Source organism: Psychrobacillus sp. PGGUH221 (genome assembly GCF_042055255.1).
Classification (GTDB): domain Bacteria; phylum Bacillota; class Bacilli; order Bacillales_A; family Planococcaceae; genus Psychrobacillus.
In genome coordinates, this window is the sequence record NZ_JAQMHQ010000004.1 from 102366 (window position 1) to 117236 (window position 14871).

Annotated in this window: 12 protein-coding genes; all 12 read left to right on the top strand. The window is 36.5% G+C overall.

The window, feature by feature from the left end:
• The first annotated feature begins 82 nt into the window (after positions 1–82).
• The 12 genes from PGC35_RS08070 to pnp all read left to right on the top strand — a co-directional run bounded on the left by PGC35_RS08070 (position 83) and on the right by pnp (position 14712).
• Positions 83–4402 carry a PolC-type DNA polymerase III gene (locus tag PGC35_RS08070; protein ID WP_375218815.1) on the top strand — a complete coding sequence of 1440 codons (4320 nt, stop codon included), beginning with the start codon at positions 83–85 and terminating at the stop codon, positions 4400–4402.
• Between the two features lie 188 nt (positions 4403–4590).
• Complete coding sequence (rimP, locus tag PGC35_RS08075; protein ID WP_056829311.1) at positions 4591–5070, top strand: ribosome maturation factor RimP; 480 nt, start codon at positions 4591–4593, stop codon at positions 5068–5070.
• Between the two features lie 22 nt (positions 5071–5092).
• On the top strand, positions 5093–6223 hold the full coding sequence (gene nusA, locus PGC35_RS08080; protein ID WP_053589943.1) for a transcription termination factor NusA: 1131 nt from the start codon (positions 5093–5095) through the stop codon (positions 6221–6223).
• Positions 6224–6242: 19 nt separating this feature from the next.
• The gene (rnpM, locus tag PGC35_RS08085) at positions 6243–6521 is read left to right on the top strand and encodes an RNase P modulator RnpM (RefSeq protein ID WP_056829313.1); all 279 of its coding nucleotides are present in this window, start codon (positions 6243–6245) and stop codon (positions 6519–6521) included.
• Positions 6518–6838: a YlxQ family RNA-binding protein gene (locus PGC35_RS08090; RefSeq protein WP_053589941.1), complete on the top strand. Its 321-nt coding sequence runs from the start codon at positions 6518–6520 to the stop codon at positions 6836–6838. Before rnpM ends, PGC35_RS08090 begins: the two co-directional genes overlap by 4 nt.
• 4 nt (positions 6839–6842) lie before the next feature.
• Positions 6843–9254: a translation initiation factor IF-2 gene (gene infB, locus PGC35_RS08095; RefSeq protein ID WP_375218816.1), complete on the top strand. Its 2412-nt coding sequence runs from the start codon at positions 6843–6845 to the stop codon at positions 9252–9254.
• Positions 9254–9532, top strand: coding sequence for a DUF503 domain-containing protein (locus PGC35_RS08100; protein WP_053589939.1), 279 nt, complete (start codon positions 9254–9256; stop codon positions 9530–9532). The genes infB and PGC35_RS08100 overlap by 1 nt, the downstream gene beginning before the upstream one ends.
• 23 nt (positions 9533–9555) lie before the next feature.
• The gene (gene rbfA / locus PGC35_RS08105; RefSeq protein WP_053589938.1) at positions 9556–9906 is read left to right on the top strand and encodes a 30S ribosome-binding factor RbfA; all 351 of its coding nucleotides are present in this window, start codon (positions 9556–9558) and stop codon (positions 9904–9906) included.
• Between the two features lie 73 nt (positions 9907–9979).
• The gene (gene truB / locus PGC35_RS08110) at positions 9980–10900 is read left to right on the top strand and encodes a tRNA pseudouridine(55) synthase TruB (protein WP_375218817.1); all 921 of its coding nucleotides are present in this window, start codon (positions 9980–9982) and stop codon (positions 10898–10900) included.
• 1 nt (position 10901) lies between these two features.
• Complete coding sequence (ribF, locus tag PGC35_RS08115; protein WP_053589936.1) at positions 10902–11852, top strand: riboflavin biosynthesis protein RibF; 951 nt, start codon at positions 10902–10904, stop codon at positions 11850–11852.
• Between the two features lie 131 nt (positions 11853–11983).
• Positions 11984–12253 carry a 30S ribosomal protein S15 gene (gene rpsO, locus PGC35_RS08120; RefSeq protein WP_053589935.1) on the top strand — a complete coding sequence of 90 codons (270 nt, stop codon included), beginning with the start codon at positions 11984–11986 and terminating at the stop codon, positions 12251–12253.
• Positions 12254–12594: 341 nt separating this feature from the next.
• Positions 12595–14712 (top strand): polyribonucleotide nucleotidyltransferase, encoded by a 2118-nt coding sequence (gene pnp, locus PGC35_RS08125; RefSeq protein WP_375218818.1) that lies wholly within the window; start codon positions 12595–12597, stop codon positions 14710–14712.
• Positions 14713–14871: the final 159 nt, after the last annotated feature.

A 14871-nucleotide genomic window follows, 5' to 3' on the forward strand; every position in this document is an offset into this window, starting at 1 on the left:
AGGCAGATAACTGCTAGAAATATTTTAAGCCTCGGGTGGATGTCACACTATTCCAAGGCGATTTGATAGGGAGGGATTCAACATGATGCAAGATGGCATAGCAAGAATGCACATATTGTTACAACAGCTTGATTTAACGGAAGATTCTTTAGTTAAACATTTTGAAAATGCATCTATCTCTAGATTTACTGTACATAAAAAAGTGAGACAATGGCATTTTCACATTCATTGTTCTGCTATTCTACCGATAGATATTTTTACTATCTTCAGACAAAGATTAGAAGAGAAATTTACAGGTATTGCAAGTGTTCATTTGACAATTGAAAGTGAAAATTCAATAGTTTCAGATACCCAGATTAAAGATTATTGGATGGTTGTCATGAAAGAATTAAGTGATATGGCACCGCCTCTAAAAGATTGTTTACTTCAGCAACAACCAGAGTGGAACGGACAAATGATCCAACTTACTTGTGGCCAAGAACTAGAACTACGTACATTAAAAAGAAAATATGTAGATCAATTAGCTGAAACATACGTTAACTTTGGATTTCCTAAAATGGCTATAGACTTTAAATTAGTAGAGGATACTCAAGCATTAGCTGAGGCACAGTTAGCATTTTTAGAACAGCGAAAATTAGAAGAAGAAGAACTTGGAAAAAAAGCTCTAGTTGATTTACAGAAAAGAGAGCAGGATCGTCAGGAAAATGGTGCAGATGGAGCGGCAGATGGTCCCTTCCAGCTCGGTATTCCACTTAAAAAGGAAGAACCGATCATGGATATTCGCCAGATTCAAGATGAGGAACGCAGAGTAACGATCGAGGGATTTGTTTTTGATGTAGAAGTAAAAGAGTTACGAAGTGGAAGATCCCTGTTGACAGCAAAAGTGACAGATTATACCGATTCCATCCTAGTAAAAATGTTCTCTCGTGACAAAGAGGATGCTCAAATGATGGAACGATTGAAAAAGGGCATGTGGATTAAAGTTCGAGGATCAGTTCAGAACGATACCTTCGTAAGAGATTTAATCATTATGGCACAAGATATGTCTGAAATTAATCCTGTTGTGCGATTGGATACGGCACAAGAAAAAAGAGTCGAATTGCACTTACATACCCCTATGAGCCAAATGGATGCTGTTTCATCCGTTTCTGCGTTAGTATCTCAAGCCGCCAAATGGGGGCATAAAGCTATTGCAATTACAGATCATGCGAATGTTCAGTCCTTTCCGGAAGCGTATGCTGCGGGAAAAAAGAATGGGATTAAAATTTTATATGGTTTAGAAGCTAATTTAGTTCATGATGGCGTTCCGATTGCTTATGACGAACAACATATAGCGCTAGAAGATGCAACTTATATTGTATTTGATGTGGAGACTACGGGTTTGTCAGCTAATTATGATAAAATCATCGAATTAGCTGCGGTTAAAATGAAAAACGGTGAGATAATTGATAAGTTTGAGCGTTTTGTTAATCCACATCACCCTTTATCTGCTACTACAATCGAACTTACTGGAATTACGGATGATATGGTTAGGAATGCTCCGGAAATCGAAGATGTTATTAGAGATTTTTATGAATTTATAGGGAATGGAATAATAGTAGCGCATAATGCCTCATTTGATATGGGCTTCTTATATGAAGGGTATCGTAAATGTGGCATTGATCACTTTACTCATCCTGTAATCGATACATTAGAACTAGCAAGATTCTTACATCCAGAGTTAAAAACACATAGACTAGGATCCTTGGCTAAAAAATTTAATATAGAGTTAACTCAGGCGCATAGAGCTATATTTGACTGTGAAGCGACTGGATATTTACTTATGCATCTATTGAAGGAATCGGAAGAAAAAAAGATTCAGTATCATGATGATTTCAACAAACACATCGGTCAAGGGGATTCCTACAAAAGAGCGAGACCATCGCATTGTACAATTCTAGCGGTGAATGATGAAGGTTTGAAAAACTTATTTAAATTAGTCTCTCTTTCTCACATCTCTACTTTTTACAGAGTTCCTCGGATTACTCGTTCTACTCTTCAAAAACACCGTGCTGGACTTATCATCGGTTCCGGTTGTGATAGAGGAGAAGTATTTGAGGGCCTAATGCAAAAACCATTAGAGCAAGTAGAGGACATTGCAAAATTCTATGATTATTTAGAAATTCATCCGAAAGAAGTTTATTCTCATTTACTTGAATTAGAATTAGTAAGAGATGAATGGAATTTAGAAGATATTATTCGAAAGATGATAAAGCTAGGGAAAAAACTTAATTTACCGGTTGTTGCTACAGGTAATGTCCATTATTTAAATGAAAATGATGCTATTTTTAGAAAAATACTTGTAAACTCACAAGGTGGAGCAAATCCGCTAAACCGTCATGAACTACCTAAAGTCCATTTTCGTACTACAAATGAAATGCTAGATGCATTTTCATTTTTAGGTGAAGAGCTAGCGAAAGAAATCGTTGTAACCAATCCTCAAAAAATTGCCGATTCTATTGAAGATATAAAACCTATTAAGGATGACTTATATACACCTAAAATAGAAGGAGCAGATGAAGAAGTTAGATCACTTACGTATGCTAAAGGTAGAGAAATCTATGGGGAAGACCTACCTGAAATTGTGGAAGCAAGAATTGAAAAAGAATTAACTTCTATTATTGGACATGGATTTGCGGTTATTTATTTAATTTCACATAAACTAGTTAAAAAATCGCTGGATGATGGTTATCTAGTTGGTTCCCGAGGATCGGTTGGTTCCTCATTAGTAGCGACGCTTACAGAGATAACGGAAGTGAACCCATTACCACCACACTATGTGTGTCCTAACTGTAAGCATTCTGAGTTTTTCCAAGATGGTTCAGTAGGGTCAGGATTTGACTTGCCAAACAAAAACTGTGAAAAATGTGATACTCCGTATGTAAAGGATGGACAAGACATACCTTTCGAAACTTTTCTTGGCTTTAAAGGAGACAAAGTTCCTGATATCGATTTAAATTTTAGTGGAGAATATCAACCACAGGCACATAATTATACGAAAGTATTATTTGGAGAAGATAATGTTTTTAGAGCAGGTACTATTGGTACTGTTGCTGAAAAAACGGCGTATGGATATGTCCGTGGGTATACAAATGATAATAATATGACTTTACGCGGAGCAGAAGTGGATCGATTAGTACAAGGATGTACGGGAGTTAAACGTACAACAGGGCAACATCCAGGGGGAATAATTGTAGTACCTGATTATATGGATATTTTTGATTTTTCTCCTATACAGTTCCCAGCAGATGCACAGGATTCTGAATGGAAAACAACACATTTTGACTTTCACTCCATTCATGATAACTTATTAAAACTTGATATTCTTGGACATGACGATCCTACTGTTATTCGTATGCTACAAGATTTATCTGGAATTGATCCTAAAACAATTCCTACAGATGATCCTGAAGTGATGAAAATCTTTAGCGGAACTGAAACTCTCGGAGTTACGCAAGAACAAATAGATTGTAAAACTGGTACACTCGGGATTCCCGAATTTGGTACTCGATTTGTTCGACAAATGTTAGAAGAAACGAAGCCGTCTACTTTCTCAGAGCTTGTTCAAATTTCAGGTCTCTCACATGGTACAGATGTATGGTTAGGAAATGCACAGGAACTGATTCAAGATGGAACTTGTCAGCTTTCGGACGTTATAGGTTGTCGTGATGATATTATGGTTTATTTAATTTACCAAGGTCTAGAACCTTCGTTAGCATTTAAAATAATGGAATCGGTTCGTAAAGGGAAAGGCTTATCTCCAGAGTTTGAATCAGAGATGAAAAAAGAGGGAGTTCCTAATTGGTATATTGAATCTTGTAAAAAGATAAAATACATGTTCCCAAAAGCCCATGCGGCTGCATATGTATTAATGGCTGTGCGTATTGCATATTTCAAAGTGCATTTTCCCATACTATATTACGCGGCGTATTTAACTGTTCGTGCTTCTGATTTTGATTTGATATCCATGATTAATGGTTCCCAAACAATCCGAGCAAAATTAGAAGAAATAAATGGAAAAGGTTTGGATGCATCTCCTAAAGAAAAGAGTTTAGCAACCGTACTTGAAATCGGACTTGAAATGTCAGAACGTGGTATTCGTTTGCAAAAAGTGGACTTATATAAGTCAAAAGCAAGTGAATTTACAATTGAAGGAAATACGCTTATACCACCATTTAATGCTATTCCAGGATTAGGAACCAATGTTGCATTCCAAATTGTTAAAGCTAGACAAGATGGAGAGTTTTTGTCTAAAGAGGATCTACAACAAAGAGGTAAAGTTTCCAAAACAATTATTGAATACATGGATGCAATGGGTTGTTTAGATGGACTTCCAGATGCAAACCAGCTTTCTTTGTTTTAAAATGAATCGGGTTAATTTTCCTTTGAAAGTCACCGCTTCAATGCTTCCACTTTTGTTCTCAATTTGCATGAATTTGAGTAGTATGGTAATATAAAACTACCAATGTTTCATAGTTCTGTGACGAAAGAGTGGGATTTCCCGCTCTTTTCTGTTGTTATATAGAAAATATTGTTATATAGGAGGTATGTATGAGTAATATAACAAGTAAAATTGAAGAGCTTGTAACCCCGATTTTACAGGAGTTGAACTTAGAGCTTGTAGATATTGAATATGTCAAAGAAGGTCGCGATTGGTTTTTACGAGTATATATTGATACACCAGCTGGTGGAATTGATATCGAGCAATGTGCTCAAGTTAGTGAAAAGCTTAGTGAAAAATTAGATGTCGTGGATCCAATTAAAGAAAACTACTTTTTAGAAGTCTCATCACCAGGTGCAGAACGTCCATTGAAAAAAGATGCAGATTTTCTAAAAGCTGTCGGAAAATATGTTTATATTAAAACGTATGAGCCTGTAAATGGTGCAAAAGAATTTGAAGGGACATTACTTTCTTATTCAGATGATGAAGGTGCTTTAATTGAAGTGCGTGTGAAAACTAGAAGAGTTAAAATTCAAATTGATAAAGAGAAAATTGCGCTTGCTCGTTTAGCAATCGATTTCTCTGCATAATGTATATTGAGGAGTGATAGCTATGAGTAGTGATTTATTAGATGCGCTAACTGCGCTCGAACAACAAAAAGGAATTTCCAGAGATGTATTAATAGAAGCAATTGAAGCTGCATTAGTGACAGCTTATAAAAGAAATTTCAATCAAGCGCAAAATGTTCGTGTAGACATAAATTTAGCAACAGGTACTATGCTTGTGTATTCAAGAAAAGATGTAGTAGAAGAAGTAGAAGATGATCGTTTACAAATTTCTCTAGATGATGCAAGAGCTATTAACCCACACTATATAGTGGGGGATGTAGTAGAGGAAGAAGTTACACCTCGTAATTTTGGACGTATCGCAGCACAAACAGCTAAACAAGTTGTAACACAAAGAGTTCGTGAAGCGGAACGTGGTCTCATCTATGAAGAATATGTGGATCGTGAAGATGATATTGTCAATGGTATCGTTGAACGCTTAGATGCACGCAATATCTATGTTGGCTTGGGTAAAGTGGAAGCTGTATTACCAGTGAATGAACAAATTCAAACTGAAACGTATCGTCCACATGATCGTATTAAAGTTTATATTACAAAAGTAGAGCGCACAACTCGCGGTCCACAAGTATTTGTATCTAGAACGCATCCAGGTTTACTTCGTCGTTTATTTGAAATGGAAGTACCTGAGATATTTGAAGGAATTGTAGAAATTAAATCGATTGCTCGTGAAGCAGGAGATCGTTCAAAAATTTCTGTATTTGCTCACAATGATGAAATTGATCCAGTTGGTTCTTGTGTTGGAGCAAAGGGTGCACGTGTACAAACAATAGTGAACGAGTTAAGCGGAGAAAAGATTGATATCGTAGAATGGTCAGAAGATCCAGTTGTCTTTGTTGCAAATGCACTTAGTCCATCCAAAGTGTTAGATGTACAAGTAAATGAGGAAGAAAAATCTACAACTGTTGTTGTACCTGATTATCAACTTTCTCTTGCAATTGGTAAAAGAGGGCAAAATGCACGTCTAGCTGCAAAACTAACTGGTTGGAAAATTGATATTAAAAGTGAAACGGACGCAAGAGAATTAGGTATTTATCCGAATGAGAATTCTCCTGAAGTTATTTTAGAAACTCTAGACGATGAAATGGATGACTTTGACTTCTATAAAGACGAAGAGTAAGCAAGGATGGTGAGTTTGGATGGCAGTTCAAAAGAAAATTCCATTGCGCAAATGTGTTGCTACAGGCGAAATGTATCCTAAAAAAGAGATGATTCGCATCGTCCGATCAAAAGAAGGAGAAGTTTCTGTCGATCTGACTGGTAAAAAGTCAGGAAGAGGCGCATACGTTTCAAAAACGATTGAAGCGGTAAATCAAGCTAAAAAGAAAAACTCCTTAGGTAATCATTTAGAAGCACCTATACCAAATGAAATTTATGATGAGTTAATCGTCATAATTGAAAGAGAAAAATTAAAATGACAGTAGAGCAACAAATAACACAATTATTAGGACTTGCAACAAGAGCGAGAAAAACTATTTCTGGTGAAGAATTAGTAGTAAAAGAAATAAGAAGCAAAAAAGCGAAGCTAGTCTTACTGGCTTCAGATGCTTCTCAAAATACTGCAAAAAAAATTAATGATAAATGTGCATCTTTTAACGTTGAGCTGCATGTCTTTGGAGACCGGCACGATCTCGGACATGCGACGGGAAAAGAGGCCAGAGTGGCAATAGCCATTATGGATGACGGTTTCGCCAAAAAACTGTCCGGCCTTCTCAACGAATATAACCGGGGGTGAGCTAATGACTAAAATCAGAGTTCATGAGTACGCGAAACAAATAGAAAAATCTAGTAAAGAAGTTATCGAGCAATTAGGAAAGCTTAATATACAAGTAGCTAACCATATGTCAATGCTTGAAGGAGACGCTGTAAAAAAATTAGATAGTGTTTACAAAAAATCAACAGAAACTACTAATAACACTGCTCAATCAACACCACAGATTTCTACAAAATCACAACAAGTAGGACAAAGCAATCGTCCATCAAATCAAGGACAATCAAGACCATCAAATCAAGGACAATCAAGACCATCAAATCAAGGACAATCAAAACCAACAGGGCAAGGTCAATCAAAGCCTTCAATCCAAGGTTCTAGACCTTCGAATCAAGGTCAAGCAAGACCATCAAATCAAGGTCAATCAAGACCATCAAATCAAGGTCAATCAAGACCATCAAACCAAGGGCAAGCTAGACCTTCTAACCAAGGACAATCTTCCCAAGGAAATACTTCCCAAGGATCAAACAATTATTCGAAAGATAAAAAACCTTTCAATAATAATCGTCCAGGAGGGCAAAACAGACCAGGTGGACAAAATCGACCAGGTCAAAAATTTCAAAAGAGAAGAAAAGGACCTACTACTCCTGTTCAACCACCAGTACCAAGAAAAGAAAGAGAACTCCCTGAAAAAATTACATTCACTGAGTCATTAACAGTAACAGAGCTAGCGAAAAAATTAGGTCGTGAACCATCTGAAATTATTAAAAAACTGTTTTTACTTGGAGTAATGGCAACAATTAACCAGGAACTTGACAAGGATGCAATTGAATTAATATGTGCAGACTATGGTGTAGAAGTGGAAGAAGAAATCAAAATCGATATCACTGATTTAGAAGTGCATTTCGAATCGACAGAAGATGATGAAGCTAACCTGAAGGAACGTCCTCCAGTAGTTACAATCATGGGACACGTTGACCACGGTAAAACAACTTTACTTGATTCCATTCGTCATACAAAGGTTACTGCTGGTGAAGCAGGTGGAATTACTCAACATATTGGAGCATATCAAATCGTTGATAATGGTAAAAAGATCACGTTCCTTGATACCCCTGGACATGCAGCCTTTACAACAATGCGTGCTCGTGGTGCTAAAGTGACTGATATTACCATTCTTGTAGTTGCTGCTGATGATGGTGTAATGCCTCAAACAGTCGAAGCGATTAATCATGCAAAAGCAGCCGAAGTACCAATTATTGTTGCTGTAAACAAAATGGATAAACCATCAGCTAATCCTGACCGTGTAATGCAAGAGTTAACTGAGCATGGATTAGTACCAGAAGCATGGGGTGGAGAAACAATTTTCGTACCAATTTCTGCTTTAAAAGGGGAAGGTATCGACAACCTTCTTGAAATGGTATTACTTGTTTCAGAAGTAGCAGAATTAAAAGCAAATCCAAAACGCCTAGCACTTGGTACAGTTATCGAAGCACAGCTAGATAAAGGTAGAGGTTCAGTTGCAACATTACTAGTTCAAGATGGAACTTTACGAATAGGTGACCCAATTGTAGTAGGTCATGCATACGGGCGTGTTCGTGCTATGGTTAATGATTTAGGACGTCGTGTAAAAGATGCTGGCCCATCAACGCCAGTGGAAATCACTGGATTAAATGAAGTACCACAAGCAGGGGATCGATTCGTCGTATTTGAAGATGAAAAAACTGCTCGTCAAGTAGGGGAAACTCGTGCATCACAAGCTCAAGTTAACCAACGTTCTGAAAAAACCCGTGTAACATTAGATAATTTGTTTGATCAAATGAAACGAGGGGAAATGAAAGAATTAAACATTATTGTTAAAGCAGACGTTCAAGGTACTGTAGAGGCAATGGCTGCTTCCTTGATGAAAATTGAAGTAGCAGGTGTAAATGTTCGAATCATTCACACTGGGGCAGGAGCGATTACTGAGTCGGATGTAACATTAGCAGCTGCTTCTAATGCTATCGTTATTGGGTTTAATGTTCGTCCTGATGTGAATGCAAAACGAGCAGCTGACCAAGAAGGCGTAGATATTCGTTTACACCGAGTTATTTATAAAGTAATTGAAGAGATTGAGTCTGCTATGAAAGGACTTTTAGATCCTGAATTCCAAGAAAAAATTATTGGTCAAGCAGAAGTGCGTGAAACGTTCAAGGTTTCTAAAGTAGGAACAATTGCAGGGTCTTACGTAACGGAAGGTAAAATTTCAAGAGATAGCGGTGTTCGTATTATCCGTGATTCTATCGTTATCTTTGAGGGTGAATTAGATACGTTAAAACGTTTCAAAGACGATGCAAAAGAAGTTGCAAAAGGCTATGAATGTGGTATAACGATTAAAAACTTTAATGATATTAAAGAAAACGACATTATTGAAGCATTTATCATGGAAGAGATTAAACGATAATGATTGTATATGCAGAGTGTGAATACATCATTTCTACTGCACATTCCTTAAAAGAAAAAAGAGCTGTTCTTCAACGAATGCTCACAAGAACAAAACAAAAATTTAATGTTTCTATTGGAGAGTTGGATCATCAGGATGTATGGCAGAGAACATGTATTGGTATAGTGACTGTTGCCTCAGATAAAGTAGCAGCAGAGCGTGAACTAATGCATGCCATCCGCTATCTTGATTCTAACCCTGAGTGGGAACGTATTGAATTAAGAAAAGAATATTTATAATCAGAATATGAGGTGTAGCGATCATGTCTATGCGCGCAAACCGAGTTGCTGAACAAATGAAAAAAGAGTTAGGCGAAATTATTGTCCGAAAACTTAAAGATCCTCGTATCGGTTTTGTTACTGTAACGGATGTAGAAGTTACGGGAGATCTTCAACAAGCGACAATTTATTTAACTGTTCTTGGCGGAGAAACAAAACGTGATGATACTTTAAAAGCTTTAGAAAAAGCAAAAGGATTTATTCGCTCCGAAATTGGACATAGAATAAGACTTCGAATTACGCCAGAGCTACTATTTAAATTTGATGAATCTGCAGCTTATGGAAATCGTATTGATGATTTATTACGAGAAATTAACAAATCATCAGAAGAATAAAAAACAAGAGAAGTCTGCTTACTATTACAAGCAGACTTTTTTGTTGTAAATTATTGTTATAAGAGGTGAAAAGATGTATGAAGGTATACTTCCGTTATGGAAGGAAAAGGGGATGACTTCCCATGATTGTGTATTTAAACTGCGAAAAATATTAAAAATGAAAAGAATTGGACACACAGGTACGCTTGATCCAAGTGTCGAAGGTGTATTACCAATTTGTCTAGGTCAGGCTACTAAAGTTTCTGAATATATTATGGAGCAAGGAAAAACTTATATTGCTACAGTCAGTATTGGAGCTTCTACTACAACTGAGGATGCCGATGGTGAAATTGTTCACCACGATCAAACCGAAAAACATTTTACTCGTGAACAAATTTTAACCGTTCTGGATCAATTGACAGGTGAAATTGTTCAAACCCCACCGATGTATTCAGCAGTAAAAGTAAATGGGAAAAAGTTATATGAGTATGCAAGAGAAGGTAAAGAAGTCGAACGTCCAAGTAGAAAAGTTTCCATTTACCAATTAAATCTATTAGATGAAACAAAGGATTTCATCGGTGAAAATGTTTCCTTTTCAATTGAAATAAGTTGCAGTAAAGGTACGTATATTCGGACGCTTGCGGTGCAAATTGGTGAGCTATTAGGGTACCCTGCACATATGTCTTCTTTAGTTCGGACTGCTTCAGGGAGCTTTACAAAAGAGCAATGTCTAACATTATCAGAGGTAGAAATTGCCAAGGATGACGAGCGGTTAAATGATTTTATGTTTCCGATAAAATATGCTTTGCAAAGTTGGCCAAGTATTGAGATTACAGCAGAAGTAGAAAAAAGTATAGAAAATGGACAGGTGATTAAAGCACATTCACTCCTTGAAAAAGATGAAAAAATTGTATATACGCAAAATTCGGTACCTAGAGCAGTTTATGTAAAGCATCCAACAAAAAATGGTATGATGAAACCGGAGAAAATGTTTTCAACGGAAAAAGGAGATTAATATGGAAGTACATCACTTATCTTACCCAAATCATTTATTTGAGAATTTAAACAAGGATAGCTTCTCTTTAGCTATAGGTTTTTTTGATGGAGTACATAGAGGGCATCAAGCAGTTATTCAAGAAGCATACAAAAAGGCTAAAGAGCTTCATATCAAAACTGCTGTGATGACCTTCGATCCTCATCCATCTTTAGTGCTTGGTAAAAGTAAAGAACAAGTATTTTATATTACTCCATTGGAGCAGAAAATAGAAATTCTAAAAAAACTAGACGTAGATACTTTATTTGTAGTTCGTTTTACTTCCGATTTTGCTAAGTTAACCCCAGCTGAATTTATTGAAGCTTTTATCAAAAAAGCAAATGTAAAGCATGTGACAGCTGGTTTTGATTTTACATTTGGAGCTTATGGTAAAGGGACTATGAAAGAAATGGATTTACTTGCTGAAGGAAAGTATTCTGTCTCAGTTGTCGATAAACAAGAAATGAATGAAGAGAAAATCAGTTCTACTCGAATTAGAGCTAATCTTAAAGCGGGTAACGTAGGAGAAGTTAAAGAACTTTTAGGTCGTCCTTTTACACTTTCGGGGGTAGTTATTCACGGAGATAAAAGAGGAAGAACGATTAATTTTCCAACTGCAAATGTACAACCAATAGAAGGCCAATATACGCCTGCAACGGGTGTCTACGCTGTGAAAATTAGAGTACAGGAAAATTGGTTTGAAGGTGTATGCAATGTTGGATATAAACCAACTTTTAACAATCCAGATGATAAAAAACTTTCGATTGAAGTACATATTATAGATTTCGATAAGTCTATTTATGGAGAAGAAGTCGATGTACATTGGTACAAGAGAATACGTTCAGAAAAGAAATTTAATGGCATAGAGGAATTAAAAGAACAGATTGCCAAAGATAAATTAGTTGCTATTAATTTTTTTAAAGAAAACGTATAAGTTGATTCTCATTCATTCCTATGGTATATTTTAAAAGTACAAAACTGTACTTAACCATTCCTTGGCTTTTTCGATTCTCCAACGATTGCTCAGGAACTGGGGATACTATGAAATTTTAGGAGGAAAATAACATGGCAATTACACAAGAACGCAAAAATGAACTTATCGCTGAGTTCAGAACTCACGAAAGTGACACTGGATCTGCTGATATTCAAATCGCAATTCTTACAGAAGAAATCAATTCTTTAAACGAACATTTGCGTACACATAAGAAAGATCATCATTCACGTCGTGGTCTTTTCAAAATGGTTGGACGTCGCCGTAACTTGTTAAAATACTTACGTGAAAACGAAGTACAACGTTACCGCGAGTTAATCGCTAAACTTGGTTTACGTCGATAATTATAACATGGAAGAAAGCGGGATTATTTTCCCCTTTTAGATTGTGACAAAAGTTTGTTGAAGTTTTTACTTCAGTCTGGCTTGAAAACGCTTGTCAGTCTAGGCGCGCCAGCATGAGGCGGAAGCGAATTGAACTAATGGTTCATGAGCTTACAACGATATGCAAGGAACGAAGAATGAAAGCGTTTGTCATCAGTCTGAAAGCGGGATTCGTCCCGCTTTTTCTTTTGCATAAAATACTTCGCATAGTTTCGATATTTTTGATACACTACTTATGATACATATACTTTTATATGCCCTGTATAAGGAGTTTTTTTTAAGTTGAGAGGAGTTCTGATTAAATGAGTGAAAAGAAAGTGTTTACGTACGAATGGGCTGGCCGTACATTGCAAGTGGAAATAGGACAACTTGCAAAACAAGCAAACGGTGCAGTTTTAGTAAGATATGGTGATACAAGCGTATTATCAGTAGCAACTGCTTCAAAGAATCCTAAGAATCTGGATTTCTTCCCATTGACAGTTAATTATGAAGAAAAATTATATGCTGTTGGTAAGATTCCTGGTGGATTTATTAAACGTGAAGGACGCCCTTCTGAAAGAGCAATTTTAACTAGTCGTTTAATTGACCGTCCAATTCGTCCTTTATTCCCAGATGGATTTCGTAATGAAGTTCAAGTAATTTCAATGGTTATGTCTGTCGATCAAAACTGCTCATCAGAGATGGCGGCAATGCTCGGTTCCTCTTTAGCACTTAGCGTATCGGATATTCCATTCGATGGACCAATAGCTGGAGTTCAAGTAGGTTTAATTGGTGATGAATTTTTCATTAATCCAACTGTTGAACAAATGGAAAAAAGTATATTAGATTTAACTGTCGCAGGAACAAAAGATGCGATAAACATGGTAGAAGCAGGAGCGAAAGAAGTTTCTGAAGAAGTTGTGTTAGAAGCAATTATGTTTGGTCACAGTGAAATTATAAAACTAATCGAATTCCAAGAAAAAGTTGTTGCAGAGATAGGTAAAGAGAAAAAAGAAATTCCTCTTTTTGAATTGGATAAAGAACTTTTTGTAGAAGTAAAAGAAATTTGTGAAGCAAAACTTGTACAAGCAATACAAGTGCAAGAAAAACACGCTCGTGAAGATGCTATTACAGAAGTAAAAAATGAAGTATTAGATCAATATACAGCAAAAGAAGCATCGGAAGAAACTTTAAAACAAGTTCGCGAAATTTTAGATGCGATGGTTAAAGAAGAAGTTCGCCGTTTAATAACAGAAGATAAAATTCGTCCAGATGGTCGTGGAGTAGCTGAAATTCGTCCTCTATCTTCTGAAGTAGGAATTTTACCTAGAACACATGGTTCAGGATTGTTCACTCGTGGACAAACACAAGCTTTGAGTATTTGTACTTTAGGACCGCTTGGCGATGTACAAATTATCGATGGACTTGGTTTAGAGGAATCAAAACGTTTCATGCATCATTATAATTTCCCGCAATTTAGTGTTGGTGAAACTGGACCGATTCGTGCTCCAGGTCGTCGTGAAATTGGACATGGCGCTTTAGGCGAACGAGCTCTAGAAGCAGTGATTCCAGATGAAAATGATTTCCCATATACACTTCGATTAGTTGCAGAAGTATTAGAATCAAATGGTTCTACATCTCAAGCAAGTATTTGTGCTTCTACACTTGCAATGATGGATGCTGGGGTACCTCTTAAAGCACCAGTTGCAGGTATTGCGATGGGTCTTGTCAAAAAAGGCGAGAACTATACAATTTTAACGGATATTCAAGGTATGGAAGATCATCTTGGAGATATGGACTTTAAAGTAGCAGGAACATCTAAAGGTATTACTGCGCTTCAAATGGATATCAAAATTGAGGGTCTATCAAGAACCATTTTAGAAGAAGCTCTTGAACAAGCTAAAATTGGACGTATGCAGATTTTAGAAAGCATGCTTTCTACTATTAGTGAACCTCGTGAAAAGCTTTCTAAATATGCACCTAAAATTTCTGTTATTAAAATTAACCCTGATAAAATCCGTGATGTAATTGGACCAGGTGGTAAACAAATTAATAAAATCATTGATGAAACTGGGGTAAAAATTGATACAGAGCAAGATGGTACAATTTATATTGCTTCAGCAGACGAAGATATGATTGCTCGTGCAAGAGAAATTATAGAGAATATTGTTCGAGTTGCACAAGTTGGTGAATACTATTTAGGTAAAGTGAAACGTATTGAAAAATTCGGTGCTTTCCTAGAAATATTCAGCGGAAAAGATGGATTACTTCATATTTCGGAAATTCAAGAAGAACGTACGAAGAATGTGGAAGATGTCTTAAAAATTGGCGATGAGCTTTTAGTAAAAGTTATAGAAATCGACAACCAAGGCCGTGTAAATCTCTCTAGAAAAGTAGTAATAAAAGAAGAAAAAGAACGTGCAGAACAAAAAGAACAGTAATGAAGTAAGAAAGGTTTCCAATAATCAGCAGTAAGTAAATGGTTATCCACAGGAGGCAGTTCTTCCGTCACTGTGGAAATTCCATTAGATCTCGAGCAGAGTTGGAGGCTTGACAGATAATAAGTAGAAGAGTATAAAACGTTCCAACACAAAAGGTTG